The following is a 25,108-nucleotide window of genomic DNA, read 5'->3' on the forward strand; positions in this document are numbered from 1 at the left end:
GGCACCTGGTGTTCGGACCGGACAACACGCTCACCACGGAGGACTACATCGTGGTCGGTGGGTGACGACGAGCCGGTGGGCGGGCCGGGAACCGGATCGGTTCCCGGCCCGCCCACCGTCAGTTGCGCTTCTGCTCCCGGCTGCCGGCGAGCGTCCCGAGGTACAGCTCGACGACCTTCGGGTCGTGCATGAGGTTCGGTCCGGTGTCGGTGTAGGCGTTGCGGCCCTGGTCGAGCACGTAGCCGCGGTCGCAGATCTGCAGGCACCGGCGTGCGTTCTGTTCCACCATGATGATCGACACCCCCGCGGCGTTGATCTTCTTGCAGCGGATGAACACCTCGTCCTGGAACATCGGCGACAGGCCGGCCGACGGTTCGTCGAGCAGCAGCACGGACGGATCCATCATCAGCGCCCGGCCCATCGCCACCATCTGCCGCTCACCGCCGGACAGGGCCCCGGCTTTGACCTTGCGGCGCTCACCGAGGAGCGGGAACAACTCCGCGACGAACGCGAACCGTTGTTCGAATTTCTTGGGCCGCAGATAGATTCCCATCTCGAGGTTCTCCTCGATGGTCAGTGACGGGAACACGTTGCGGGTCTGCGGCACGTAGCCGAGCCCCTTGCGCACCAGGACGTGGGCCGGAGCGGCGGTGATGTCGTCGCCGCGCAGTGTCACCGTGCCGCGTCGCACGGGGATCAACCCGAACAGCGCTTTGAGCAGGGTCGACTTGCCGGCACCGTTGGGTCCGATGATGCCGACGATCTCGCCGTCGCGGAGGTAGAAGTTGCAGCCGCGCAGAATGTCGACGCCGGGGAAGTACCCGGCGACGATGTCGTCGGCGCGCACCAGTGCCCCCTCGGCGAGGCGGGCGTGTTCCTCGGCGGTGGCCGCGCGCTCGGCCGCGGTCGTCGGCGCCGGTTCGGGGGGCGGTGTCTCGCTCACGGCTTCTCCTGCGTCGGAGGCTCGGTACCGGGCTGAGGCCGTCCGGTCGCGTCGGGCAGGTCGCCGAGGACGGTGGCGTCCGGTTCGGACAGGTCACCGCCGGTCTCGAGGGTGTGCGCCTCGGCCTCCTCCATGGCCACGGCGAGCGCGGCCGTGGCGCCGACCGGGTTGCCCTCGTCGTCGAACTCGAGCACCTGGTCGTGGTGGCTGCCGAGGTAGGCGTCGACGACGGCCGGATTCGAGGACAGCTGCTCCGGCGGGGCCTCGGCGATCACCGATCCCTGCGCCATCACCACCACCCAGTCGGAGATGTCGCGGATGACGTCCATGTCGTGCTCGACGAACACGACGGTCGTGCCGTCGTCGCGCAGAGTCTTGATGTGCCCGAGCAGGGTCTGCGTCAGCGCGGGATTGACCCCGGCCATCGGCTCGTCGAGCATGACCACCGCCGGGTCCGTCATCAGAGCCCGGGCCATCTCGAGGAGCTTGCGCTGCCCACCGGACAGGGAGCCGGCCAGGTCGTCGGCCTTCGTGTCGAGGGCGAACCGCGCCAGCATCTCGTGGGCCCGTTCGGTGACGGCACGTTCCTGCCGGTGCCACGTCCACGGCAGCAACGCCGCGAGCATCCGTTCCCCCCGCTGCCCCCTCGCGCCGAGCCGCACATTGTCCAGCACGGTCATCTTCGACAACGCCTTGGTGAGCTGGAACGTCCGCACGATCCCGCGGCGCGCGAGCTGGTGCGGATGCAGACGTCCGAGCGACGCCCCGTCCATGCTCCAGGTCCCCGTGTCGGGTCGGTCGAAGCCGGTGAGCAGGTTGAACAGCGTGGTCTTGCCGGCGCCGTTCGGCCCGATCAGGCCGGTGATGCAGCCGCGCTGGATCTCGAGGTGCGCCACGTCGACCGCCCGGAGGCCGCCGAAGGTTCGGGAGAGCCGGTCCACCACGAGGACCGGATCCGGTTTGGCTGCGCCGGGCTCGCGGGCCACGGAGTCGAACAGGGCGGAACGCTGTGCCGCGGGCAGGGACGCGTCAGGCATCGAGCTGCACCTCCCGCTTGTTGCCGAGGATGCCCTGGGGCCGGAACACCATCATGACTGCGATGAGCACGCCGAGGAGGATGTAGCGCATCGCGCCGACCTGCTGCTCGGACAGGGCCAGCAGCGGGTCCGGACCCGAGATGGCTTGGCGCAGCAGGGCATCGGGAATGGTGAGCAGGAACCAGAACAGCATCGCGCCGAGGACGGGGCCGAACACGGTGGCGGCGCCCCCGAGGATCAGGGCGCCGAAGGCGAAGAACGTCTGGGCGGTGGAGTAGAAGTCGGGGTTGATCGACTTGGTCTGCAGCGCATTGAAGATGCCACCGAGCCCGCCGATCATGCCACCGAGCACCAGCGCCTGCATCTTGTACACGAACACGTTCTTGCCGAGCGACCGGGCGGCGTCCTCGTCCTCGCGGACCGCCTTGAGCACCCGCCCCCACGGGCTGTGGCTGAGCAGGTACACCAGACCGCACAGGGCCAGCACCAGGGACCAGCCCACGACCATCGCCCACAGGTCGTCGCCGTAGAACCGCATCCCGAGCAGCGAGTACTGCCGCCCGGAATCGAACGGGCTGAGCTCGGTGAACGGTCCGGCGAATCCGAACAGCCCGTTGGTCGAGCCGGTCACCGGATCCGATGCGGTGGAGCGGAACACCAGCCGCAGGATCTCGGAGGCGGCGATGGTGACGATGGCGAGGTAGTCGGCGCGCAACCGCAGGGTGGGGATGCCCAGCACCAGTGCCAGCAGGGCCGCCGCGACCAGGCCGACCAGGATGCCCAGCCACAGGGGCTGGTCGTAGGTGACGGTCATGATCCCCACGCCGTACCCGCCGAGCAGGGCGAATCCGATCTGGCCGAAGTTGAGCAGTCCGGCGTACCCGAAGTGCAGGTTCAGTCCGATGGCGAGCAGCGCGTAGAAGATCGCCGACGGCCCGATCAACTGGGCGAAGGAAACCTGGAGAACGGCAACGAGGTCCACGGCGCTCACCCCACCCTGGCCCGGCTGCCGAGAATGCCCTGTGGACGGACCACGAGGACGACGATCAACACGAGCAGGCCACCGATGTACTTCAGGTCGGGGTTGATGATCAGCGTCGACAACTGCACGAGCAGACCGACGATCACGCAACCCAGCAACGCCCCGTACGCGGTGCCCAGCCCGCCGAGGGTGATCCCGGCGAACATCAGCAGCAGCAGCTTGAAGCCCATCTCCCACTGCACCCGACCGCCGAGCTCGGACAGGCCGAACAACACCCCACCGAGGGCCGCGAGTCCACCGCCGAGCCCCCACACGAACCGGACGACGCGTTCGACGTCGATGCCCGAGGCCGCCGCCAGATCCCGGTTGTCGGCCACCGCCCGCATGGCCTTGCCGATGCGGGTGCGCTGGACGAGCAGGGCCACCCCGACGAGCACGACGAGGCTGACCACGATGCACGCCAGGTTCACCGGGGTGATCGCGATCGGACCCCATTCCAGCTGTCGCTGGCCCTGGTAGTCGGCGAAAGCCTCGGCCCGGTCGGAGAACAGCGCGAGGATCAGGTAGCGCAACGAGATCGCGAGGCCGATCGACACGACGAGCTGGGCGATCAGGCCGGTGCGCCGGCGCCGCAGGGGCGCCCAGATCAGCCCGTTGTTGAGCAGGCCGATGACGATGCCCACCCCGATCGCGAGCAGCGTCGCGGGGATCAGCTGGATGCCCAGGCTCACGTTGAAGATCCACGCGGCCACCGCGCCGAGGGTCACGAGCTCCCCGTGCGCGAAGTTCGTCAGGCCGGTGGTTCCGAAGATCAGACTCAACCCGACCCCGGCGATCGCGATCACCAGGCCGAACCGGAGTCCGTCGACGACGGTGCGGATCAACGTCTCCCACCCGGAGGTGCCGAACCCGGAACGCGACTCGCCGAACGAGAAGATGACGGTGTTGGCCCGGCCGGCAACGACGTCGCGCTGCACGGTGCCCTGCACGCTGACCTCGTCGGGAAGGGACTGCTCGTCCACTTCGAACGTGTAGGTGCCGGGGGGCACGGTCATCGCCCAGCGGCCGTCGGCCGCCGAGGTCGCTTCGGCGACCTCGGCGCCCGTGGTGTCGCGGGCCCGGACCGTGACCCCGCCGAGGCGTTCTCCGGCGTTGTTGAGACTGCCGCTGACCCGCACCCCCTCGCTCGGCTGTGGGGCGGTGGTGGCCGGTGCCGGGGGTGGCGTGGGCTCCTGTGCCAGGGCGGTCCCGGCTCCGAGACCGGCGAGCGCGAGCAGCAGCAGGAGTATCGGGGCGAGCCGAGGAACCGGCAATCGCTCCCGGAGCGGCACGAATGGGGCCACGCAGGTCCTCCGGATCACGTCGGGGTCGTCGTGCGCGCCGCCGGGGCACCGGCGTCGTGGAACCGGACTTTAGCGGCTGCAACCGCATTCCACGGCGCTCTGCGATTTCCGCCGCGTATCTGTTCTGTTTCGCCGCGCCGCGCTGTTCTGTTTCGCCGCGCCGCGGCGGGGACACCGGGCGCGGTGGGTCCGGGTTGTCCGAGCCGGTCCCTAGACTGAGGAACCGTGACTCGCGCATCGACCTCCTCCGCACCCGTCGCCGCCGGCGGCGACCGACCGACCCTGTTGCTGCTCGACGGGCATTCCCTGGCGTTCCGCGCGTACTACGCCCTGCCGGCGGAGAACTTCAAGACCCACAGCGGGCAGACCACCAACGCGGTGTACGGGTTCACCTCGATGCTCATCAACCTGCTGCGCGACGAGCAGCCCACCCACGTCGCCGCCGCGTTCGACGTCAACCGCGACACGTTCCGGGCGACGGCCTACCCCGAGTACAAGGCCAACCGCAGTTCTGCGCCCGACGAGTTCCGCGGTCAGATCGACATCACCAAGGACGTGCTCGAGGCCCTGGGTATCCCGGTGATGGCCGAGGCCGGTTTCGAGGCCGACGACATCATCGCGACCCTGGCCACGCAGGCCGCAGCCCAGGGGTATCGGGTGCTCGTCGTCACCGGCGACCGGGACTCCCTGCAACTGGTCACCGACGACGTCACCGTCCTGTATCCCCGGCGCGGAGTGTCGGACCTGACCCGGTTCACGCCGGCGGCGGTGGAGGAGAAGTACGGGTTGACCCCGCAGCAGTACCCCGACTTCGCGGCGCTGCGCGGGGATCCGAGCGACAATCTGCCGTCGATCCCGGGCGTGGGGGAGAAGACCGCCGCCAAGTGGATCCGCGAGTTCGGCAGTCTGACCGATCTCGTCGACCGCGTCGACGAGGTCCGCGGAAAGACCGGCGACGCCCTGCGGGCGCACCTGTCGAGCGTGCTGCTCAACCGACAGCTCACCGAGATGGTGCGGGACATGACCCTGCCCTACACCCCCGACCAGCTGGCTCTGGCCCCCTGGGACCGCGACCGCATCCACCGGCTGTTCGACGACCTCGAATTCAAGGTGCTGCGCGACCGGCTGTTCGCGACGCTCAGCTCGGTCGAACCCGAGGCCGAGGAGGGCTTCGAGGTGCGCGGCGGTGTGCTCGAGCCGGGCACGCTCCCCGGGTGGCTGGCCGAGCACGCCGGGCCGGGTGCGCGGCACGGGATCACCGTGCTCGGCTCCTGCGTTCCGTTCGGCGGTGACGCCACGGCCGTGGCGATCGCGGCGGCCGACGGCGAGGGGGCGTACGTGGACACCACGACCCTCACCCCCGAGGACGAGACGGCACTGACCGGCTGGCTGGCCGACGCGGCGGTGCCGAAGGCGCTGCACGAGGCGAAGGCCGCCCTGCACGCGCTGCGGGGCCGCGACTGGACGTTGGCCGGGGTCACCAGCGACACCGCCCTCGCGGCGTACCTGGTGCGTCCCGGGCAGCGCAGCTTCAACCTCGACGACCTGTCCCTGCGCTACCTCAAGCGGGAACTGCGGGTCGAGGAGTCGGGGGAGCAGCAGCTCTCGCTGCTCGACGACGCCGACGCCGCGGACGCGAAGGTCGCCGAGTCGGCGATTCTGCAGGCCCGGGCGGTGGTGGATCTCGCCGCGGCGCTGGACACCGAACTCGACGGGATCGAGTCCACCGCCCTGCTGACCGACATGGAACTGCCTTTGCTGGGGGTGCTCGCCGACCTCGAGGCGACCGGCATCGCGGTCGAGGCCGAACGGTTGGACGACCTGCAGTCCGGCTTCGTCGCGGACGTCGCGGCCGCCGCGGCGGCCGCGTACGACGTGATCGGCAAGCAGATCAACCTCGGCTCACCGAAGCAACTGCAGGTGGTGCTGTTCGACGAGCTGGACATGCCGAAGACGAAGAAGACCAAGACCGGGTACACCACCGACGCCGAGGCGCTGCAGAACCTGTTCGAACAGACCGGGCACCCGTTCCTCGAGCATCTGCTCGCCCACCGGGAAGCGATGAAGATGAAGACCACGGTCGACGGTCTGATCAAGTCCATCGCCGACGACGGCCGCATCCACACCACCTTCAACCAGACTGTGGCGGCCACCGGCCGGCTGTCCTCGACCGAGCCGAATCTGCAGAACATTCCGGTGCGTACGGAGGCGGGCCGGCACATCCGCGACGCGTTCGTCGTCGGCCCCGGCTACGACCTGTTGCTCACCGCGGACTACAGCCAGATCGAGATGCGGATCATGGCGCACCTGTCCGGGGACGAGGGCCTGATCGAGGCGTTCAACACCGGTGAGGACCTGCACAGTTTCGTCGGTTCCCGGGCCTTCGGGGTGCCGATCGAGGAGGTCACCCCGGAACTGCGGCGGCGGGTCAAGGCGATGTCGTACGGCCTGGCGTACGGGCTCAGCGCGTACGGGCTGGCGCAGCAGCTGAAGATCTCCACCGACGAAGCCCGCGAACAGATGGAGGCGTACTTCAACCGCTTCGGCGGCGTGCGCGACTACCTGCACGCCGTCGTCGAACAGGCCCGCAAGGACGGCTACACCTCCACCCTCTACGGGCGCCGCCGCTACCTGCCGGACCTGAACAGCGACAACCGGCAGCGCCGCGAGGTCGCCGAACGCGCCGCGCTCAACGCCCCGATCCAGGGCACCGCCGCCGACATCATCAAGGTCGCGATGATCGACGTGCAGACGGCCCTGCGCGAGGCCGGCCTGCGTTCGCGCATGCTCCTGCAGGTGCACGACGAGCTGGTGCTCGAGGTGACTGCCGACGAGCGCGAACAGGTGCAGCAGCTGGTACGGGACAAGATGGCCTCGGTCATCGAACTGTCCGTCCCGCTGGACGTCTCGGTCGGGTTCGGACGCAGCTGGGACGCCGCCGCGCACTGACTCCGGCACCGGCAGGCGCACTCCCGTCGCCCGGTGGCGGCGGGAGTGCGCCCGGGACGTCGCTAGCCCTGCTTCTGGTTCTGTTCGGCGATCTGCCGCCGGACCTCGTCCATGTCGAGAGCCTTGACCTGGGTCACGAGGTCCTCGAGCGCGGCCGGCGGGAGGGCCCCGGCCTGGTTGAACACCAGGATGCCTTCCCGGAACGCCATGATCGTGGGGATGGACCGGATGTTCGCCGCCGTCGCGATGCCCTGTTCGGCTTCGGTGTCGACCTTGGCGTGCACGACGTCCGGGTGCTTCTCCGAGGACGACTCGAACGTGGGGGCGAAGGAGCGGCACGGCCCGCACCACGAGGCCCAGAAGTCGACGAGGACCACGTCGTTACCGGTGATGATGTCGTCGAAGTTCTGCTGGGTGAGAGTCTGGGTGGCCACAGGGATCCTTTCGGTCGGGTACTGATCGCGTCAACGTCACGTCGCGACCGTTTCTTCCCCCGGGTACCCGCTCCGGCCGGGGATACCCGCCGCGCGCCGACGCCGGGCAGGTCACCGTACGAGGCCGGGGCCGGCGCGGAACGTGCGCCGGTAGGTGTGCGGCGTGGTGCGGCGCAGACGCAGGAAGTGCTGCCGCAGGACCGCGGCCGTCCCGAACCCGACGCGGTCGGCGACCGCGTCGACGGGCAGGTCCGTGCTCTCGAGCAATCGCTGGGCGGCGAGGACCCGTTGATCGCGCAACCAGCGGGCAGGCGTCGTCCCGGTCTCGGCCAGGAACCGCCGCGCGAACGTGCGCGCCGACATGTGGGCCCGCGCGGCGAGCGCCGCCACCGGTAGATCCTCGTCGAGATGTCCCGCCATCCAGTCCAGCAGCGGGGCGAGCGTCGCGGCCGGTGCCGTGGGCAGCGGCGCAGCCACGTACTGGGCCTGCCCGCCGTCGCGGTGCGGCGGGACCACCATGCGGCGCGCGATCCCGTTGGCCACGGCGGAACCGTGCTCCTTGCGGACGATGTGCAGGCACAGGTCGATACCGGCGGCGGTACCGGCGCTGGTGAACACCGGATCGTCGTCGACGTAGAGCACATCCGGATCGACCTTCGCGGACGGGAAGCGTGCGGCCAGCTGCGCCGCGTGACGCCAGTGGGTGGTGCAGCGGCGATCGTCGAGCAGACCGGCCGCGCCCAGCACGAAGGCGCCCGTGCACAGGCTCGCGACCCGCGCGCCGCGCTCCACCGCGGCGCGCAGTTTGGCGAACAGGGGCTCGAGATCGGCGACGTCGCCGCCGGCGCCGCACACGAACGACTCGTCGCGGTCGGCGCTCCCGGTGCCGCCGGCCGGAACCACGATCAGGTCCGCGTCGTCGAGGCGATCGAGGTCGTAGGGGACGTCGATCGTGTACCCGAATCGGGTGGTGACCGGCCGGGGGCTGCCTGCGACGAGGCCGAAGTCGTACACGGGCAACCCGTCGTCGGAGCGGTCGAACCCGAACACCTCACAGGCGACACCGAGTTCGAAGGCCTCGGTGCGGGGGAGCAGCGGCACGACCACCGTCGTCAGCATGTCCGCCAGTCTGCCACCGGATTGGCCGGAAAACGACGCTACATGTCGTTCCTGCCGCTGTCGGCCGGGGCGCCCGTGGACGAGGCTGAAGCCATGACCGTCCTCCTGCTCGTCCTCGTCGTCTTCGTGGTGCTCGACGCCCTGGCGCTGACCGGCCGGACTCCCGACACCCACCGCGAGTGCACCCAGTTCGGCGACTACCGCGTCTGACCCGGCGCCGTCCCACCACGCCGTGCCCTCACACCACCCGCCACTCGCGTCGCGCCTCGCCGTCCCATCGTCGGATGCCCGCCGTCACACCCGTCAACTCGCGGCTGCCGGCGCGGGTCGCCGCCAGCGCCGAGCCGAGCCGGCCCGGCGGCACCCGGCGGGCCAGGGTCACGTGCGGAGTCCACTCGCCGGGCCGGGTGTGCGGCGGGACACCGGGACACCCGTCGACCAGCTCGAAGACCGCCCGCTGCAGCTCGAGTAGCTCGGCCGTCGGCACCACCAGCCGCGCCACCGTCGCGGTACGCGAGCCGAACAGCACCATGCCCCCGAGCCGCACCGGCAACGGCACCCCCGCGATCCGCTCCCGCATCGCCCCCTCCACGCCCGGCGGAATCGAAGCGGCGACCGCCAGCGTGATGTGCGGGCGGTTCGACTCGGACCGGTTGCGGGCCTGGCTGGCCAGCCCCACATCCAGCAAACGCGCCCATTCCTCCCGGACGGCCTGATCCAGGCGGTCGTCGAGGAGCAGTTCCACCGACTGCACCATGGTGGGTAATGATTGCCCTATGACCGACGCCGTCGCAATCCCCGCCCCGCACCGCATCGGACTGCTCGAAGGCGACGGCATCGGGCACGAGATCGTCCCGGCCACCCGCCGCGTGGTCGACGCCGCCGTCGCCGCCGCCCACGGCCCGCAGATCGACTGGGTCCCGCTCCCGCTCGGAGCCGATGCGATCGCCACCCACGGCACCCCCACCCCCGAATCCACCCTCGACGCCCTCGCCGGTCTGAGTGCGTGGATCCTCGGACCGCACGACAGCGCGGCCTATCCCGACCCGTTCCGCGGCCGGCTCACCCCGGGCGGACAGATCCGCAAGCGGTTCGACCTCTACGCCAACATCCGCCCCGCCCGCGCCCTGCCCGGCGTCCGCGCCGTGTCACCGCACATGGACCTCGTCATCGTGCGGGAGAACACCGAAGGGCTCTACGCCGACCGCAACATGGCCGTCGGCAGCGGCGAATTCATGCCCACCCCCGACGTCGCGCTCGCCGTCGGCGTCGTCACCCGGGCCGCCACCGAACGCATCGCCCACACCGCCTTCCGGCTCGCCGCACGTCGTCGCCACCGCCTCACGATCGTGCACAAAGCCAACGTGCTGTCCCTGACCACCGGCCTGTTCCGGGACGTGTGCCGAGAGGTCGGCGCCCAGTATCCGTCGGTCACGGTGGACGACGAGCACGTCGACGCCATGGCCGCCCACCTCGTCCGCCACGGCGGCGACTACGACGTCGTCGTGACCGAGAACATGTTCGGCGACATCCTCTCCGACCTCGCGGGCGAGCTGTCCGGCTCGCTCGGCACCGCGGCGTCGATCAACGCCTCCGACACCCAGGCCATGGCGCAGGCCGCTCACGGGGCGGCCCCCGACATCGCCGGACGCAACCGCGCCAATCCCACGGCCCTCATCCTGTCCGCCGCGATGCTCCTCGACCGGCTCGGCACCGTCCACGACGTACCCGGGTTCGCCGCCGCCGCCCGCCGGATCGAGCACGCCGTCGCCGCGACCGTCGAGGCCGGCGTGGCCACCGCCGACCTCGGAGGACTCGCCTCCACCGCGGAATTCGCCGAGACCGTCGTCGCCCGTACGCTGCGCCGCTGAGCCCGAGCCCCACCCCGCCCGGCCGGCTCGACCCGCCGGGACGCCGCACCACCGGCACCACCGAGCCCCTCGACACCGGCTCCGGTGCGCGGTGGTTTCCGCAATCGGGGTCCGTCGATGGATACTGTGCGGTTGTGAACGAACCAGCACGTACCGGACCGACCGGCCGCCGGGGCCTCGTCGCGGGGCTGCTCGGTGCGCTGCTGACGGCCGCGGTCCTGTCCGGCTGCGTCGTCAACACCGAGTCGACCGTGCCGCCCGGTGACCCGGTCGGCGCCGACCGGGTCGACGCGATCGCCGACCAGCTCCCGGCGAGTGTCGCCGCGACCGGCGAGCTGAAGGTCGGCGTCAACGTGCCCTACGCCCCGAACGAATTCAAGGACGACGACGGCCGCATCGTCGGCTTTGCGGTCGAACTCGTCGACGCCCTCGGCGACGTCCTCGGCGTGCGCCCGGTGTTCAACGAATCCGACTTCGACCGCATCATCCCCGCCGTCCAGGCGGGCACGTTCGACATGGGCTCGTCGTCGTTCACCGACACCAAGGAACGCGAGCAGTCCGTCGACTTCGTCACCTACTACAGCGCCGGCGTGCAATGGGCCCAACGCGTCGGCGACGACGTCGACCCCGACAACGCGTGCGGACTGCGCGTCGCGGTGCAGACCACCACCTACGAGGACATCGACGAAGTGCCCGCCAAGAGCGAAGCCTGCGTCGCCGCGGGCAGACCCCCGATCGACAAGGTCAAGTACGACAGCCAGGACGAGGCCACCAACGCCCTGATCCTCGGTCGCGTCGACGCCCTCTCGGCCGACTCGCCGATCACCGCGTACGCGATCGCCCGCAGCGACGGCCGCCTCGAGACCGCCGGACCGGTATTCGACGCCGCCCCCTACGGCTTCGTCGTCGCGAAGGGCTCGCCGCTCGGACCGGTGCTGCAACAGGCGATGCAGCATCTCATCGACTCCGGCGTCTACGCGCAGATCGCGCAGCGGTGGGGCATGGAAGAAGGAACCATCGACACCGCGCAGATCAACGCGGCGACGAGCTGACCGAAAGGGGTGCGATGAGCGACCGCCCGACCTCCGTCACCGGACCGGAACCGCAGACCGAACCGGAAACCATCGAGGCCGTGCCGCTGCGCCGGCCGGGCCGCTGGATCGCCGGCATCGTCGTCGCCGTGCTGCTGGCGTTGTTCCTCTACGGCGCCGCCACCAACGAGGCCTACCGGTGGGACGTGTACGCGCAGTACCTGTTCGACCGGCGCATCACCGCAGCGGCCTGGAAGACCGTGCAGCTGACCGTGCTGGCGATGCTGCTCGCCGTCCTGCTCGGCGTGCTTCTCGCGGTCATGCGCCTGTCCCCGAACCCGGTCCTCAAGACCGTTTCCTGGGTGTACCTGTGGATCTTCCGCGGCACCCCCGTCTACGTGCAGCTGGTGTTCTGGGGCCTGTTCCCCTCGATCTACAAGCAGCTCGACCTCGGCATCCCGTTCGTGCACCAGTTCGTGCACATCGACCTGCAGGGCATCAACGCGGCCTTCCTGTTCGCCGTGATCGGACTCGGGCTCAACGAGGCCGCCTACATGGCCGAGATCGTGCGCGCCGGGATCGGCTCGGTCCCCGAAGGCCAGACGGAGGCCTCGGTGGCGCTCGGCATGTCGTGGTCGCAGACCATCCGCCGCACGGTCCTGCCGCAGGCGATGCGGGTGATCATCCCGCCGACGGGCAACGAGCTCATCAGCATGCTCAAGACCACCTCCCTGGTCGCGGCGGTGCCGTACAGCCTCGAGCTCTACGGCCGCGCCCGCGACATCTCCGGCGCCAACTTCCAGCCCATCCCGCTGCTGCTCGTCGCCGCCACCTGGTACCTGGCCATCACCAGCCTGCTCATGGTGGGCCAGTACTTCCTCGAACGGCACTACTCGAAGGGCCTGAGCCGCCAGCTCACGACGCGGCAGTTGCAGGCCCTCGCCGACGCGCAGGGCAAGCCCGTGCCCGTCGAGCCCGGCGCCGCGCAGGCACCCGACATCCCCGGAGGAGAACGCCGATGACGCCCATGGTCCAGGCCGACCGGGTCTACAAGAGCTACGGCGCCCTGCGGGTGCTCAACGGCATGTCCCTCGAGGTGCCCGACGGCACCGTCGCCTGCCTGATCGGACCCTCCGGATCCGGCAAGTCCACCTTCCTGCGCTGCATCAACCACCTCGAGAACATCGACGCCGGCCGCCTGCACGTCGACGGCCACTTCGTCGGCTACGCCGAACGCGGCGGCAAGCTCTACGAGCTGAGCCCGCGCGCGGCGGCCAGGCAGCGCCGTGAGATCGGCATGGTCTTCCAGCACTTCAACCTGTTCCCGCACCGCACGGCCCTCGAGAACGTCATCGAGGTGCCCATGCTGGTGAAGAAGATGCGTCGCCCCGACGCCGTCGCACTGGCGCGGGACCTGCTCGACAAGGTCGGGCTCGCGGCCAAAGCCGACGCCTACCCGGCCCAGCTCTCCGGCGGCCAGCAGCAACGCGTCGCCATCGCCCGCGCCCTGGCCATGGAACCCAAGCTCATGCTCTTCGACGAACCCACCTCCGCCCTGGATCCCGAACTCGTCGGCGAGGTGCTGGCGGTCATGCGGGACCTCGCCGCCGGCGGGATGACGATGATGGTGGTCACCCACGAGATGGGCTTCGCCCGAGAGGTCGCCGACCAATTGGTGTTCATGGACGGCGGCGTGGTCGTCGAAGCCGGCCCGCCGCAGGAACTGCTGCGCAATCCCCAGCACGAACGGACCAAGACGTTCCTGTCCAAGCTGCTCTAGCGCCGGGGCCCCGCTCAGCGGCCCCCGTCGGGCTCTCCACACTGTGCGGCGATCACGGCCCGCGCCGCCCGCTCGAGCGCCACGGCGGCGTCCCAACTGTCACCGGACGGCAGGATCGGCGCGCCGACGACCAGGTGGACCGCTCCGCGGTGGATGATCCTGCCGTGGTCGGGCCACATCATCGCGCGGGTACCGGTGATCGCGACCGGGACCACCGGAAGACCCGCCCGCGCAGCGATCACGAACGCGCCCAGGCGGAAGGACCGCAGCCCCGGGACCGGTGAGAGTGCACCCTCGGGGAACACCACCAGACGGCCCCCGGCACGGGCCGCCTCGACCAACCGGTCCGCGTCGGCCACGCTCTGCTCGCGCTCGGTGCGCTCGACGAACCGCGTACCGACCCGCCGCAGGAGGAACCCGATGAACGGTTTGCGCTCGAAGACCTCACCGGCGACGAACGTGTAGCTACCCGGCAGGACCGCCGACATCGCGATGGCGTCCAGGAAGCTGGCGTGGTTGGCGACCACCACACAGTCCGGCAACCGCGCGAGATGCTCGGTGCCGTGCGCGGTCACCGGGGTGCGGGTCAGGCGGGCGAGCGCCCGCGCGGCCCGGCCCGCGGCCGCGCGGCGCGCCGGAAGCCGAGGCAGCACCGCCACGGCGATCAGGGTCGGCAGGCCGACCACGACGACCGTCGTCCAGCACCACAGGGCGAACGCCCCGGTCCGGACGAGGTGGACCGCGCGCCGCAGGCTCGGGACCGCACCGCGGACGGCGAACCGTGTCAGTTGCCACCACACCGGCCGGGCCGGGCCCGCATGTCGCCCTGCTCGTAGCGTTCCCGGGTGGCCGACCGGCGGATCTTGCCGCTCGAGGTCTTGCGCACCGTTCCGGGCGGGGCGAGCACGATGTCGTCCGGCGGGGTGCCGAGCAGGTCCACCGCGGCCCCGGCGATGCGTCCGCGGAGCCGGTCGAGGACGGCCGCCCCGGTCTCGCGCGTCTCGGCCAGGACGACCAGGCGCTCGGTGCCGCCGGACTGCGCGGTGGTCGCGAACACCGCCACGCAGCCCTTCCGGATGCCGGGGATCTCGCCCACCACCCGCTCCAGTTCCTCCGGGTGCAGGTTGCGGCCCGCCCGGATGACGAGGTCCTTGATGCGACCGGTGACGTACAGTTCGCCGCCGTCGAGGTAGCCGAGGTCGCCGGTGTCGAGCCATCCGTGCCGCGACAGCGCCCTGCTCGCCGGCGGATTGCGGTAGTACCCGGCGGTGGCGGAGGGGCCGCGGAACTCGATCCGGCCCTCCCGCCGGTCGCCCAGCACGTTCGAAGCCGAGTCGACCACCCGGATCCGGTGCCCCGGGAGCGGCCGGCCGCACGCGACGAAACGCAACGGATTCGGATCCTCGTCACCGGCAGACACCGCGCGGCCCGTCCGCAGGAAACGCTCGCGGTCGACCCGATCGATCACCGGGCCCCGCCCGACGGGCGGGAAGGTGAGTCCGACGCACGCTTCCGCCAGCCCGTACACCGGGGCCATGGCCTCGCGGCGGAGCCCGTAGGCGGCGAACCGGTCGCAGAACCGGAGCACGGTGTCCGCATTCACGGCTTCGGCACCGTTGAACAGCATGCGCAGCGAGCCGAGATCGAGCCCGTCGATATCGGCGTCGCCGATTCGGCGCAGGCACAACTCGTAGGCGAAGTTCGGCGCCGCCGACAGCGTCCCGTGCTGGGTGTGGATCGCCCACAACCACCGCTCCGGGCGGGCGAGGAACTCCAGCGGCGACATCACCGCCACCGGCACCGCGAAGTACAGGCCGGACAACCACACGCCGATCAGCCCCATGTCGTGGTAGAGGGGCAGCCAGCTGACGAAGACGTCGGAGGCGGAGACCTCGGCGGCCGTGCCCATCGCCCGGATGTCGGCCAGCAAGTTCGCATGGGTGAGGGTCACGCCCTTGGGATCACCCGTGCTGCCGGAGGTGTACTGCAGCAGGGCGATGTCGCCGGCGGCGCGTGCGGCGCCGGCCGCCTCGCCGTACCCGGTCAGTTCACCCGGGGTCACGACGTGGCGCACCGTCGGCACCTGGCCGGCCGTCAACCGGGCCAGGCCGGCGGCCTCCGGATCGGTGACCAGCACACGGACCCGGGCATTGTCGAGGATGCGTACCTGGCGGCGCAGGTGTTCGGCGAGCTGGGACGGACGTGCCGGCGGGTAGACCGGGACGGGGACACCGCCGGCCAGGAGCACGCCGGTGAACGTCGTGAAGTACTCCCGGCCCGTGGGCAGCATCAGACCGACCGCGTCACCGGGGCGCAGATCGCGGGCGAGCAGCGCGGCGGACACGGTAGCGGCCGCCGAGTAGAGCTCGCCGTAGCCGATCTCGCTCCGGCGTCCCTCGGTGAGGATGCGCAGATGGACACGATCCGGATGGGTGCGGGCGTGCCAGGAGAGTGCCTCGGTCAGGGTTGCGGTCGCGTCCGGGGTCCGTTCGGCGGGTGCCGGCGCGGCCCGCCGTGCGGGCACCGGGCCGCGGCGCTCTCGCGCGGGTGCTCGGTGCACCGCGCCCAGCAGCTGACGCGGGGTGCTCACGGTGCCGAGCGCCTCGCGGGGCAGGCGCACCGCGAAGACCTCCTCGACACGGGAGAACAGTTCGGTGACCGCGAGGCTGTCGAGCCCGAGATCCCGATCGAAGACGCTGTCGAGCCGCGTGCCGGCGGCGCGATCGATCGTGTACCGCTCGGCCACCAGGTCGCGGACCACCGACAGCAGCAGGGCATCGTCCTGCCCCGAGATCGTAGGCTCGCTCACTGTCGTCTCGCCGCCTGTGGGAGGGACCGATCGTCCTGCTGCCCAACATAGGCGCCGGTGCGGGCGACGAGAAGGGCCGAAGGCCCCCGGCCGGTCGGTTCAGTTCCGCCCGGTGCCCGTTCGGTGCCGGCGGACCCGGAGAACCCGGAACGGCTCGGCGAGCAGGACCACGGCGGCCGCGAGATAGAACGCCACCGCGAGCTGCGGCAGAAACGCCGCCAGCACGGTCGAGGCGGCCATGAGCACCGCCGCCGACCACCGCTCGCGGGCCAGCGTCGGCAGTTCGGCGCGGCCCGCCTCGTCGGTGAGATCGGCGGCACGCACGGCGTAGACGATCAGCACGTTGCTCATCAGGATCGCCAGGGTCAGGTTCAGACCGAACGCCACCGTCGCCGGTCGGCGTGCCGCGTCGGCCAGATGGGTCGCCATCAGGCTGGTGGTGAACGGCAGGAAGGAGACGAACAGCAGCAGCAACAGATTCAGGCGCAGGAAGACCGCGTCGGCCGCCCGCAGCACGCGGGTGAGGTTGATGTGCTCGACCCACACCCCACCGATGAAGGCGAAGCTGACCAGATATCCCAGGAACGACGGCCATTCGGCCCGCAGGTCCTCGAACAGCCGGGACGCCGATTCGGGGACGTCGAGTTCGAGGACGAGAAGCGTGATGACGATTGCGAAGACTCCGTCGGAGAACGCGTCGAGCCGCGTGGTGGGCAGCAGCCGACCGCCGTGTCGCGTGCCGTGGTGTGCGCGCGATGCGCCGGAATCGTCCTCGGGCGTCACCCCCCGACCTTGACACAGGCGGCTCCGGCGCAACGGACGATCGGAAGGGAGCGGCGTTCGCGGCCGGTCAGTCCGGTTTGCGGCTGCAGAAGATCGCGGTCCCGGGGAACAGCTCCCCCCGCAGCGGGCTCCACTGGCCCCACTCCCGGTCGAGCCCCTCCGGCCATTCCGGTTCGACGATGTCGCGGATCTCGAGGCCGGCCGCGACGAGTTCGCGAACCCGGTCGCCGACGGTGCGGTGATGCTCGACGTAGGTGGGAACCCCGTCCTCGTCGACCTCCACGTACGGGGTGCGATCGAAGTAGGGCAGCATCGCGGTCAGTCCGCGCTCGCCCGGGTCGTCCGGGAAGATCCAGCGGATAGGGTGGTTGACCGCGAACACCCAGACGCCGCCCGGGCGCAGGACCCGCGCGACCTCCCGCATGACCCGTGCCGAGTCGGCGACGAACGGTACCGCCCCGAACGCCGAGCACACGATGTCGAAGCTCTCGTCCGCGAAGGGCAGATCCTCCGCGCCGGCCTGGACGAGCGGCACCCGCGGCCCACCGCGGTCCATCGCGACCTGCCCGCGGGAGAGCATCCCCATGGAGATGTCCAGCCCCACCGCCCGGGCACCCCGCCCGGCGAGCCAGCGGGCGCACGGCGCCGAACCGCAGCCGACCTCGAGGACGTCCCGGCCGGACACGTCGCCGAGCAGGTGCACATCGCCCTCGTGCAGCCCCTCCGGGCACCACACGAACTCGCCCTCCGCCGAGTCCACGCCGAGGAACTCGCCGTGGGTGCGGTGGTAGTCCGCGGCGTCGGCGTCCCACCAGGTGCGGCTCGCACGTTCGCTGTCCCTGGTGCCGAGGCGGGCCCGACCTGCGCGGGTCGTTCCCAGGACGGACTGGGCGTGGGCGTGACGGTCGTCGGACATGTCGTTCAGGGTAGAGCCGCCGGACGAGCGGGATCGGCCCGGGTTTGCCCAGCTAGCACCGGGACGCGTAGCCTGAGGGTCGCGAGTGTCCGCCCGTGGCCCGACAGGATCCGGCGCGGTCGCCCGCGGCGGGGTGTGCGCGGCGTTCGCGCGGCGCGCGGTCCGCTCGTCCGACCGAACTTCATCAACCGACTACCAACCCGTCCGGAGCAACTCAACACATGCCCTCCACCACCGTCACCTCGCCGCAGGTAGCCGTCAACGACATCGGCTCCGCCGAGGATTTTCTCGCCGCCATCGACGCCACGATCAAGTACTTCAACGATGGCGACATCGTGGAAGGCACCATCGTCAAGGTTGATCGCGACGAGGTGCTGCTCGACATCGGTTACAAGACCGAAGGCGTCATTCCGTCCCGTGAGCTCTCCATCAAGCACGACGTCGACCCCAACGAGGTCGTCTCCGTCGGCGACGAGGTCGAGGCCCTGGTTCTCACCAAGGAGGACAAGGAAGGCCGCCTGATCCTGTCGAAGAAGCGTGCGCAGTACGAGCGCGCGTGGGGCACGATCGAGGAGCTCAAGGAGAAGGACGAGGCCGTCAAGGGCACCGTCATCGAGGTCGTCAAGGGCGGCCTGATCCTCGACATCGGCCTGCGTGGCTTCCTGCCCGCGTCGCTCGTCGAGATGCGTCGCGTCCGCGATCTGCAGCCGTACGTCGGCAAGGAGATCGAGGCCAAGATCATCGAGCTCGACAAGAACCGCAACAATGTGGTCCTGTCGCGTCGCGCCTGGCTCGAGCAGACCCAGTCCGAGGTCCGCAGCGAGTTCCTGCACCAGCTCCAGAAGGGCCAGGTCCGCAAGGGCGTCGTGTCCTCCATCGTCAACTTCGGCGCGTTCGTCGATCTGGGCGGGGTGGACGGTCTGGTGCACGTCTCCGAGCTGTCCTGGAAGCACATCGACCACCCGTCCGAGGTCGTCGAGGTCGGCAACGAGGTCACCGTCGAGGTTCTCGACGTCGATCTGGACCGCGAGCGCGTGTCGCTCTCGCTCAAGGCCACCCAGGAAGACCCGTGGCGTCAGTTCGCCCGGACCCACGCGATCGGCCAGATCGTCCCCGGCAAGGTCACCAAGCTGGTTCCGTTCGGCGCGTTCGTGCGCGTCGAGGAGGGCATCGAGGGCCTGGTGCACATCTCCGAGCTGGCCGAGCGCCACGTGGAGGTTCCGGACCAGGTCGTGGCCGTCGGCGACGACGCGATGGTCAAGGTCATCGACATCGACCTCGAGCGTCGCCGCATCTCGCTGTCGCTGAAGCAGGCGAACGAGGACTACAACGCCGAGTTCGACCCGTCGAAGTACGGCATGGCCGACAGCTACGACGAGCAGGGCAACTACATCTTCCCCGAGGGCTTCGACCCCGAGACCAACGAGTGGCTCGAGGGCTTCGAGAAGCAGCGCGAGGAGTGGGAGTCCCGCTACGCGGAGGCCGAGCGTCGCCACAAGATGCACACCGCCCAGATCGAGAAGATGGCTGCCGACGAGGCCGCCGAGGCTGCCGCGGGTGTCTCCGGCACCAACTACTCGTCCGAGACGGGTGCAGAGACCGGCGCCGCCGAGTCGACCGGCGGTTCGCTCGCCAGCGACGCGCAGCTCGCCGCGCTGCGCGAGAAGCTGTCCGGCAACGCCTGACACGTTCGATCGAGGGGCCCCGCACCGGGTCGGTGCGGGGCCCCGCGCGTGGGCGGCCCGGGCTGGCCGGGCGGGCGCCGCCCCCGGTGCCGGACAGCGCGGGGGGCCCCCGGCCCGGGGGGGGGGGGGGGCGCCCCTCGCGTTCGCTGCCCGGCATGGACGGACGGGACCCGACACCGGTGCCGGACAGCACTGTGGCCCCGCTCCACGAGGAGCGGGGCCACAGTGCTGTACGTCGCGCCGACCGGGGCGGAGCTGTTCAGCTCACCGCCGGGGTGGTGGCCCACTGGGCCGGCAGCTCGGCGGCGCGTTTGCGTATCGCCGCCTGGCTGTGGCGGGCGTTGCTGAGCAGCATGGTGAACCAGTTTCGCCGGTGTTCGGCGAGCGCGGCGGCCACCTCGGGGATGAGGATGCAGTGAACACCGTTCTCCATGCCGAGGCGATGCCGACCGGGCAGCTGAGGGGAGGATCGCATGCGGTGCCTTCTCGAGTGGGGCGGGTAACGACGGTGGTCGGACGCTCGGTCCGACGATATCCGACGCGCCGATGATACTGGGGCAGGTGAGACCGGTGAGATGGGCGTGTTGCCGGCGAAACCGCTGGTCGCGACCTGTCCGTGACCGTGCTGTGACTGCAGTGTGACGACCGGCCGGTGTCCGGCCACCGGAGCGGTGATGCGACACTGGTCGACGTGCTGAGACTCGGACTGACCGGAGGCATCGGGGCGGGCAAATCCACCGTTTCCCACGAACTCGTCGCGCTGGGGGCAGTGCTCGTCGACGCGGACACCATCGCCCGCGAGGTCGTCGCGCCGGGCACCGAGGGCCTGGCCGAACTCGCCGCCGCGTTCGGCGAGGACATCCTGCTGCCGGACGGCTCCCTGAACCGGCCCGCCTTGGCCGCCAAGGCTTTTGCCAGCGACGAGGCCCGGGCGGTGCTCAACGCGATAACCCACCCCCGGGTGGGCGCACGCACCGCCGAACTGGTCGCCGCCGCACCCGCCGACGCCGTCGTCGTGCAGGACATCCCGCTGCTCGTCGAGGGCGGGATGGCGCCCGCGTTCCACCTCGTCGCCGTGGTGCACACCGACGCCGACGAGCGGCTGCGCCGCCTGGTCGAACTCCGCGCGATGCCCGAGGACGATGCGCGGGCCCGCATCGCCGCCCAGGCCACCGACGAACAGCGCCGTGCCGCAGCGGATATCTGGTTGGACAACAACGGCGAGCGCGACGCCCTCGCGGCGGCCGTGCGCACGCTGTGGACCGAGCGGCTCGTGCCGTTCGAGGCCAACCTGCGCGGCCGCATCCCCGTGCAGCCGGCGCCGGTGCTCGTCGATCCGAACCCGGACTGGCACCGGCAGGCGCAACGGCTGATCGGCCGGCTCGCCCTCGCCGCCGGGGGACACGCCCTGCGGATCGACCACATCGGCTCGACCGCCGTGCCCGGCCTGGCCGCCGTCGACGTCCTCGACCTGCAGATCACCGTGCCGGACCTCGCCGCGGCCGAGGCGCTCGACGACGCGCTGGCCGGGGCCGGCTTTCCCCGCATCGCCCACGTCGACCACGACGAACCGCAGCCTTCGTACGGGGCCGGCGGCGAGACCGATCCGGCCGTGTGGGGCATGCGCCTGCACGGCAGTGCCGACCCGGGGCGGCCCGCGTACGTGCACCTGCGGGTGCAGGGCTGGCCGGGCCAGCAGTTCGCGCTGCTGCTGCGGGACTGGCTGCGCGCCGACTCCGACGCGGCCACCGAGTACGCCGAGATCAAGCGGGCCGCGGCCCGCGACGCGGCGGCCCGGCACGACCCCGCCCAGGCTGCTGCCGTCTACGCCGAGGAGAAGGCGCCCTGGTTCGACGGCGCCTACACGCGCGCCCGGCAATGGGCTGAGCAGACCGGATGGTCGGCCTGACGCGCGGGCCGGGGCCGGCCGGCCGGCCGGCAGCTCAGCGCCAGCTGATCGGCATGGCCAGTGCGGCCAGCCACGCGTCGAGGTCGTGGCCGTGCGTGGCGATGCCGTCGACCGCCCGCAACGCGCGTTGCACCGCGCGCTCGGCGGTCCCGGGATCGAGCAGACCCGCCGCCGCGGCAGCGAGCAGCTCGTCGACGTCCTCGACGGCGGTGTCGCGTCCGGTGCGCACCACGAGGTCGAGGTAGTGGTCGCGCGAATGCCACACGTCCCCCTCGCGCCAGAACTCGCCGATGTCGACGTACCGGTCCTGGTCGCGCTCGAAGCCGGGCCGGAAGTGGAAGATCGAGGCGCGCAGGCCCAGTTCCGGCAGCAGCCACGACTCGAGATACCCGAACTGGGGGTGGTCGGCGGGCCGCGCCATGTACAGCCCCCACCGCTCGACCCGATACACCTCGACCTTCCGGACGAAGCCCTTCGGGTCGACGTTGGTGTGCGCGGCCACGTCGAAGGTCTCGACCTTGACGTGGTGGAGCTTCGCCTCGAACATGGTCTGAACGTTACTGCGGTCCGACCCGGCGAACCCGTCGGCACCGGCCTGCAGGTTCGGCGATCCGGCCGGCACTGCCGCCGTCGTCCGGTGCCCGTCGTCCTGCACGAGCGCGGACGCGGGCAGTCGCGACAGTACCCCGGCCTGGACGTAGTCGCCGGCCGACCCCGCGAAGTTCACCACGGTCACGACGAAGACGGTGAGGACGAAGTCGACGGGCACGGTGAAGAGGAATGTCACCAGGACCGCGCCCCACAGAGCTACGGGCGCGAGGGTGACGGTCACGGCCGCGTTCCGGGTGAGCCAGGCCTCGCTGCCTGTCGTCAGGAAGGGGAAGCGCAGCGAGTAGGTGGGGCGCACCCGGGAGAACATCCGGGAGACCAGGCCGTGGGTCAGTTCGTGCACCGCCAGGTAGCCGAGGCACGCCACGGCGGTGACGGCGACCGTGGGCATCGTGCCCCACCCGCTCCGCAGCGGCAAGTCCAGGACCACTGCCGCGCCGAGAGAGAGGGCGACGGTCAGAGCGAGGACGACCCGGACGGCTGCGGAGGTCCGCCTGTCGTTCTTCAGGTCCAGCCGGGCATGGATCCGGTAGTCCGGCGGGGGCGCCACTGCGGGCTGCGGGTCGTGGCGAGCATTCACGTGTTCCCCCTCGATGTCGCGGTCTCCGGACGGTCGGTCCGACGGGAGCCGGCGGTGGACGGGCGAGCCGGTCCGGTCGATCATGCCCCGCGGATGTCTCCGTGTCCCGGCGGGCGCGCACCGGGTCCCGGCCGTCGATCCGCGTTGTCGGTGCCGCCGCCTACCCTGGTTCCCATGGCGTTCGCAAGCGAGCATCCCGTTGTCGCCCACTCCGAGTTCCGCCCGGTGGGGGAGATCGAACGAACCGAGGGGCGGTTCGAGGTGGTCAGCGACCACCGGCCTGCCGGGGACCAGCCAGCCGCGATCGACGAGCTCACGCACCGCCTGCAGGCAGGGGAGAAGGACGTGGTGCTGCTCGGCGCCACCGGCACCGGCAAGTCGGCCACGACCGCGTGGTTGATCGAGCGGGTACAGCGCCCCACCCTGGTGATGGCGCCGAACAAGACCCTCGCCGCGCAGCTCGCCAACGAGCTGCGGGAGATGTTGCCGCACAACGCCGTCGAGTACTTCGTCTCGTACTACGACTACTACCAGCCCGAGGCGTACATCGCGCAGACCGACACCTACATCGAGAAGGACTCCTCGATCAACGACGACGTGGAACGGCTGCGGCACTCGGCGACCTCCGCGCTGCTCTCCCGCCGTGACGTCGTGGTGGTCGCGTCGGTGTCGTGCATCTACGGCCTGGGCACGCCGCAGTCGTACCTGGACCGCTCGATCGCGCTCGAGGTCGGGGTGGAGGTGCCCCGGGACGTCCTGCTGCGCCTGCTGGTCGACGTGCAGTACACCCGCAACGACATGGCGTTCACGCGCGGCTCGTTCCGGGTCAAGGGCGACACCGTCGACATCATCCCGGCCTACGAGGAACTCGCCGTGCGCATCGAGTTCTTCGGCGACGAGATCGACGCGCTCTACTACCTGCACCCCCTGACAGGGGACGTGGTGCGCAAGGTGGACTCGCTGCGGATCTTCCCGGCCACCCACTACGTCGCGGGACCGGAACGGATGGAACGGGCCGTGACGGCCATCGAGGCCGAACTCGAGGAGCGTCTCGCCGACCTCGAGAACCGCGGCAAGCTGCTCGAGGCGCAGCGCCTGCGCATGCGCACCCAGTACGACCTCGAGATGATCCGGCAGGTCGGGTTCTGCTCCGGCATCGAGAACTACTCCAGGCACATCGACGGCCGGCCCGCCGGTTCCGCGCCGGCGACCCTGATCGACTACTTCCCGGAGGACTTCCTGCTCGTCATCGACGAGTCCCACGTCACCGTCCCGCAGATCGGCGCGATGTACGAAGGGGACATGTCGCGCAAGCGCAACCTGGTCGAGTTCGGATTCCGGTTGCCCTCGGCCGTCGACAACCGCCCGCTGACCTGGGAGGAGTTCGCCGCGCGCATCGGTCAGACGGTGTACCTCTCGGCCACCCCCGGCGCCTACGAGCTCGGGCAGGCCGGCGGCGAGTTCGTCGAACAGGTCATCCGGCCGACCGGTCTGGTGGACCCGAAGGTCGTGGTCAAGCCCACCAAGGGCCAGATCGACGACCTGGTGCACGAGATCCGCGAACGCGCCGAGCGGGACGAGCGGGTCCTCGTGACCACCCTGACCAAGAAGATGTCCGAGGATCTCACCGACTACCTGCTCGAGCTCGGCATCCGGGTGCGCTACCTGCACTCGGACATCGACACCCTCCGGCGGGTCGAGCTGCTCCGGCAGCTGCGGCTCGGCGAGTACGACGTCCTCGTCGGCATCAACCTGCTCCGCGAGGGCCTCGACCTGCCGGAGGTCTCGCTGGTGGCGATCCTCGACGCCGACAAGGAGGGGTTCCTGCGCTCGACGACCAGCCTCATCCAGACCATCGGCCGCGCGGCGCGCAACGTCTCCGGCGAGGTGCACATGTACGCCGACAAGATCACCGACTCGATGGCGCGCGCCATCGAAGAGACCGAGCGTCGCCGCGAGAAGCAGATCGCCTACAACCTCGAGCACGGCATCGACCCGCAACCGCTGCGTAAGAAGATCGCCGACATCCTCGACCAGGTCTACGAGGAGGCCGATGACACCGTGGAGGTCGGCGGCTCGGGCCGCAACGCCTCCCGCGGCCGCCGCGCACCGGGGGAATCCGGTCGGGCTGTGAGCGCCGGCGTCTACGAGGGCCGCGACGTGAAGTCCATGCCCCGCGCCGAACTGGCGGACCTGGTGCAGGAACTGACCGACCAGATGATGAATGCCGCCCGCGAGCTGCAGTTCGAGTTGGCCGGGCGGTTGCGCGACGAGATCGCCGACCTGAAGAAGGAACTGCGCGGGATGGACGCCGCGGGCCTCGCGTAG

Annotated in this window: 22 protein-coding genes and 1 pseudogene; 9 read left to right on the forward strand and 14 right to left on the reverse strand. The window is 70.6% G+C overall.

Features of this window, described 5'->3' with window-relative positions:
* Positions 1-118: 118 nt before the first annotated feature.
* From QYS60_RS05125 to QYS60_RS05140, 4 genes are read right to left on the reverse strand one after another with little or no spacing between them, the layout of a single operon-like run.
* Positions 119-943, reverse strand: coding sequence for an ABC transporter ATP-binding protein (locus QYS60_RS05125; protein WP_289379724.1), 825 nt, complete (start codon positions 941-943; stop codon positions 119-121).
* Positions 940-1,980 (reverse strand): ATP-binding cassette domain-containing protein, encoded by a 1,041-nt coding sequence (locus tag QYS60_RS05130; protein ID WP_003937898.1) that lies wholly within the window; start codon positions 1,978-1,980, stop codon positions 940-942. The genes QYS60_RS05125 and QYS60_RS05130 overlap by 4 nt, the downstream gene beginning before the upstream one ends.
* Positions 1,973-2,962, reverse strand: coding sequence for a branched-chain amino acid ABC transporter permease (locus QYS60_RS05135; RefSeq protein ID WP_054374845.1), 990 nt, complete (start codon positions 2,960-2,962; stop codon positions 1,973-1,975). Before QYS60_RS05135 ends, QYS60_RS05130 begins: the two co-directional genes overlap by 8 nt.
* Positions 2,963-2,967: 5 nt before the next feature.
* Positions 2,968-4,305 carry a branched-chain amino acid ABC transporter permease gene (locus tag QYS60_RS05140; RefSeq protein ID WP_289379720.1) on the reverse strand — a complete coding sequence of 446 codons (1,338 nt, stop codon included), beginning with the start codon at positions 4,303-4,305 and terminating at the stop codon, positions 2,968-2,970.
* Between the two features lie 225 nt (positions 4,306-4,530).
* Here QYS60_RS05140 and polA point away from each other — a divergent pair, with 225 nt between their 5' ends.
* On the forward strand, positions 4,531-7,254 hold the full coding sequence (polA, locus tag QYS60_RS05145; RefSeq protein WP_371382580.1) for a DNA polymerase I: 2,724 nt from the start codon (positions 4,531-4,533) through the stop codon (positions 7,252-7,254).
* Between the two features lie 62 nt (positions 7,255-7,316).
* Here polA and trxA read toward each other — a convergent pair whose 3' ends face one another.
* Positions 7,317-7,688 (reverse strand): thioredoxin, encoded by a 372-nt coding sequence (gene trxA, locus QYS60_RS05150; protein WP_289379684.1) that lies wholly within the window; start codon positions 7,686-7,688, stop codon positions 7,317-7,319.
* 111 nt (positions 7,689-7,799) lie between these two features.
* On the reverse strand, positions 7,800-8,807 hold the full coding sequence (locus QYS60_RS05155; RefSeq protein WP_289379682.1) for a GlxA family transcriptional regulator: 1,008 nt from the start codon (positions 8,805-8,807) through the stop codon (positions 7,800-7,802).
* Between the two features lie 42 nt (positions 8,808-8,849).
* Between QYS60_RS05155 and QYS60_RS05160 the strand changes: the two genes are divergently transcribed.
* Positions 8,850-9,017, forward strand: coding sequence for a hypothetical protein (locus QYS60_RS05160; RefSeq protein WP_003937904.1), 168 nt, complete (start codon positions 8,850-8,852; stop codon positions 9,015-9,017).
* A 28-nt stretch (positions 9,018-9,045) separates the two neighbouring features.
* On the opposite strand, the gene QYS60_RS05165 is transcribed toward QYS60_RS05160, so the two are convergent.
* Positions 9,046-9,564 (reverse strand): 2'-5' RNA ligase family protein, encoded by a 519-nt coding sequence (locus QYS60_RS05165; protein WP_003937905.1) that lies wholly within the window; start codon positions 9,562-9,564, stop codon positions 9,046-9,048.
* Between the two features lie 19 nt (positions 9,565-9,583).
* On the opposite strand from QYS60_RS05165, the gene QYS60_RS05170 reads away from it, so the two are divergent.
* The 4 genes from QYS60_RS05170 (at position 9,584) to QYS60_RS05185 (ending at position 13,489) form a co-directional block, all read left to right on the forward strand.
* On the forward strand, positions 9,584-10,678 hold the full coding sequence (locus QYS60_RS05170) for an isocitrate/isopropylmalate dehydrogenase family protein (RefSeq protein WP_371382581.1): 1,095 nt from the start codon (positions 9,584-9,586) through the stop codon (positions 10,676-10,678).
* 188 nt (positions 10,679-10,866) lie between these two features.
* Positions 10,867-11,730, forward strand: coding sequence for an ABC transporter substrate-binding protein (locus tag QYS60_RS05175; protein ID WP_371382598.1), 864 nt, complete (start codon positions 10,867-10,869; stop codon positions 11,728-11,730).
* Positions 11,731-11,744: 14 nt separating this feature from the next.
* The gene (locus QYS60_RS05180) at positions 11,745-12,731 is read left to right on the forward strand and encodes an amino acid ABC transporter permease (RefSeq protein ID WP_003937908.1); all 987 of its coding nucleotides are present in this window, start codon (positions 11,745-11,747) and stop codon (positions 12,729-12,731) included.
* Positions 12,728-13,489, forward strand: coding sequence for an amino acid ABC transporter ATP-binding protein (locus QYS60_RS05185; protein WP_371382582.1), 762 nt, complete (start codon positions 12,728-12,730; stop codon positions 13,487-13,489). The genes QYS60_RS05180 and QYS60_RS05185 overlap by 4 nt, the downstream gene beginning before the upstream one ends.
* Positions 13,490-13,503: 14 nt before the next feature.
* Here the strand turns inward: QYS60_RS05185 and QYS60_RS05190 are convergent, their stop codons facing one another.
* The 4 genes from QYS60_RS05190 to QYS60_RS05205 all read right to left on the reverse strand — a co-directional run bounded on the left by QYS60_RS05190 (position 13,504) and on the right by QYS60_RS05205 (position 17,997).
* On the reverse strand, positions 13,504-14,289 hold the full coding sequence (locus QYS60_RS05190) for a lysophospholipid acyltransferase family protein (protein WP_371382583.1): 786 nt from the start codon (positions 14,287-14,289) through the stop codon (positions 13,504-13,506).
* Entirely contained in the window at positions 14,274-16,298 is a 2,025-nt protein-coding gene (locus QYS60_RS05195; protein ID WP_371382584.1) for an AMP-binding protein, read from the reverse strand. The genes QYS60_RS05190 and QYS60_RS05195 overlap by 16 nt, the downstream gene beginning before the upstream one ends.
* 99 nt (positions 16,299-16,397) lie before the next feature.
* The gene (locus QYS60_RS05200; RefSeq protein ID WP_371382585.1) at positions 16,398-17,081 is read right to left on the reverse strand and encodes a TMEM175 family protein; all 684 of its coding nucleotides are present in this window, start codon (positions 17,079-17,081) and stop codon (positions 16,398-16,400) included.
* A 67-nt stretch (positions 17,082-17,148) separates the two neighbouring features.
* Positions 17,149-17,997 carry a class I SAM-dependent methyltransferase gene (locus QYS60_RS05205; protein WP_371382586.1) on the reverse strand — a complete coding sequence of 283 codons (849 nt, stop codon included), beginning with the start codon at positions 17,995-17,997 and terminating at the stop codon, positions 17,149-17,151.
* 221 nt (positions 17,998-18,218) lie between these two features.
* Between QYS60_RS05205 and rpsA the strand changes: the two genes are divergently transcribed.
* Positions 18,219-19,682: a 30S ribosomal protein S1 gene (gene rpsA / locus QYS60_RS05210; protein ID WP_003937913.1), complete on the forward strand. Its 1,464-nt coding sequence runs from the start codon at positions 18,219-18,221 to the stop codon at positions 19,680-19,682.
* A 259-nt stretch (positions 19,683-19,941) separates the two neighbouring features.
* Here the strand turns inward: rpsA and QYS60_RS05215 are convergent, their stop codons facing one another.
* Positions 19,942-20,157 (reverse strand): hypothetical protein, encoded by a 216-nt coding sequence (locus tag QYS60_RS05215; protein WP_010595326.1) that lies wholly within the window; start codon positions 20,155-20,157, stop codon positions 19,942-19,944.
* Positions 20,158-20,373: 216 nt separating this feature from the next.
* Between QYS60_RS05215 and coaE the strand changes: the two genes are divergently transcribed.
* Positions 20,374-21,591: a dephospho-CoA kinase gene (coaE, locus tag QYS60_RS05220; RefSeq protein WP_371382587.1), complete on the forward strand. Its 1,218-nt coding sequence runs from the start codon at positions 20,374-20,376 to the stop codon at positions 21,589-21,591.
* A 34-nt stretch (positions 21,592-21,625) separates the two neighbouring features.
* On the opposite strand, the gene QYS60_RS05225 is transcribed toward coaE, so the two are convergent.
* Together QYS60_RS05225 and QYS60_RS05230 are read right to left on the reverse strand one after the other, a co-directional pair.
* Positions 21,626-22,138: a DUF402 domain-containing protein gene (locus QYS60_RS05225; protein ID WP_371382599.1), complete on the reverse strand. Its 513-nt coding sequence runs from the start codon at positions 22,136-22,138 to the stop codon at positions 21,626-21,628.
* A 123-nt stretch (positions 22,139-22,261) separates the two neighbouring features.
* A pseudogene (locus QYS60_RS05230) lies at positions 22,262-22,975 on the reverse strand (DUF3267 domain-containing protein); the annotation flags it as partial.
* On the opposite strand from QYS60_RS05230, the gene uvrB reads away from it, so the two are divergent.
* Complete coding sequence (gene uvrB / locus QYS60_RS05235) at positions 22,955-25,108, forward strand: excinuclease ABC subunit UvrB (protein WP_371382588.1); 2,154 nt, start codon at positions 22,955-22,957, stop codon at positions 25,106-25,108. The pseudogene QYS60_RS05230 and the gene uvrB sit on opposite strands and share 21 nt — an antisense overlap.

Origin of the sequence: Rhodococcus sp. GXMU-t2271, from assembly GCF_041414735.1 — a bacterium.
Taxonomy (GTDB): domain Bacteria; phylum Actinomycetota; class Actinomycetes; order Mycobacteriales; family Mycobacteriaceae; genus Rhodococcus; species Rhodococcus indonesiensis.

What these genes read in the sequence shown, in the direction of transcription:
- QYS60_RS05185 (WP_371382582.1), top strand. Translation starts at nt 12,728, where the DNA reads ATGACGCCCATGGTCCAGGCCGACCGGGTCTACAAGAGCTACGGCGCC.
- QYS60_RS05215 (WP_010595326.1), bottom strand. Translation starts at nt 20,157, where the DNA reads ATGCGATCCTCCCCTCAGCTGCCCGGTCGGCATCGCCTCGGCATGGAG.
- QYS60_RS05130 (WP_003937898.1), bottom strand. Translation starts at nt 1,980, where the DNA reads ATGCCTGACGCGTCCCTGCCCGCGGCACAGCGTTCCGCCCTGTTCGAC.
- uvrB (WP_371382588.1), top strand. Translation starts at nt 22,955, where the DNA reads ATGGCGTTCGCAAGCGAGCATCCCGTTGTCGCCCACTCCGAGTTCCGC.
- QYS60_RS05165 (WP_003937905.1), bottom strand. Translation starts at nt 9,564, where the DNA reads ATGGTGCAGTCGGTGGAACTGCTCCTCGACGACCGCCTGGATCAGGCC.
- QYS60_RS05205 (WP_371382586.1), bottom strand. Translation starts at nt 17,997, where the DNA reads ATGTCCGACGACCGTCACGCCCACGCCCAGTCCGTCCTGGGAACGACC.
- rpsA (WP_003937913.1), top strand. Translation starts at nt 18,219, where the DNA reads ATGCCCTCCACCACCGTCACCTCGCCGCAGGTAGCCGTCAACGACATC.
- QYS60_RS05160 (WP_003937904.1), top strand. Translation starts at nt 8,850, where the DNA reads ATGTCGTTCCTGCCGCTGTCGGCCGGGGCGCCCGTGGACGAGGCTGAA.
- QYS60_RS05180 (WP_003937908.1), top strand. Translation starts at nt 11,745, where the DNA reads ATGAGCGACCGCCCGACCTCCGTCACCGGACCGGAACCGCAGACCGAA.
- QYS60_RS05155 (WP_289379682.1), bottom strand. Translation starts at nt 8,807, where the DNA reads ATGCTGACGACGGTGGTCGTGCCGCTGCTCCCCCGCACCGAGGCCTTC.
- QYS60_RS05170 (WP_371382581.1), top strand. Translation starts at nt 9,584, where the DNA reads ATGACCGACGCCGTCGCAATCCCCGCCCCGCACCGCATCGGACTGCTC.
- QYS60_RS05225 (WP_371382599.1), bottom strand. Translation starts at nt 22,138, where the DNA reads ATGTTCGAGGCGAAGCTCCACCACGTCAAGGTCGAGACCTTCGACGTG.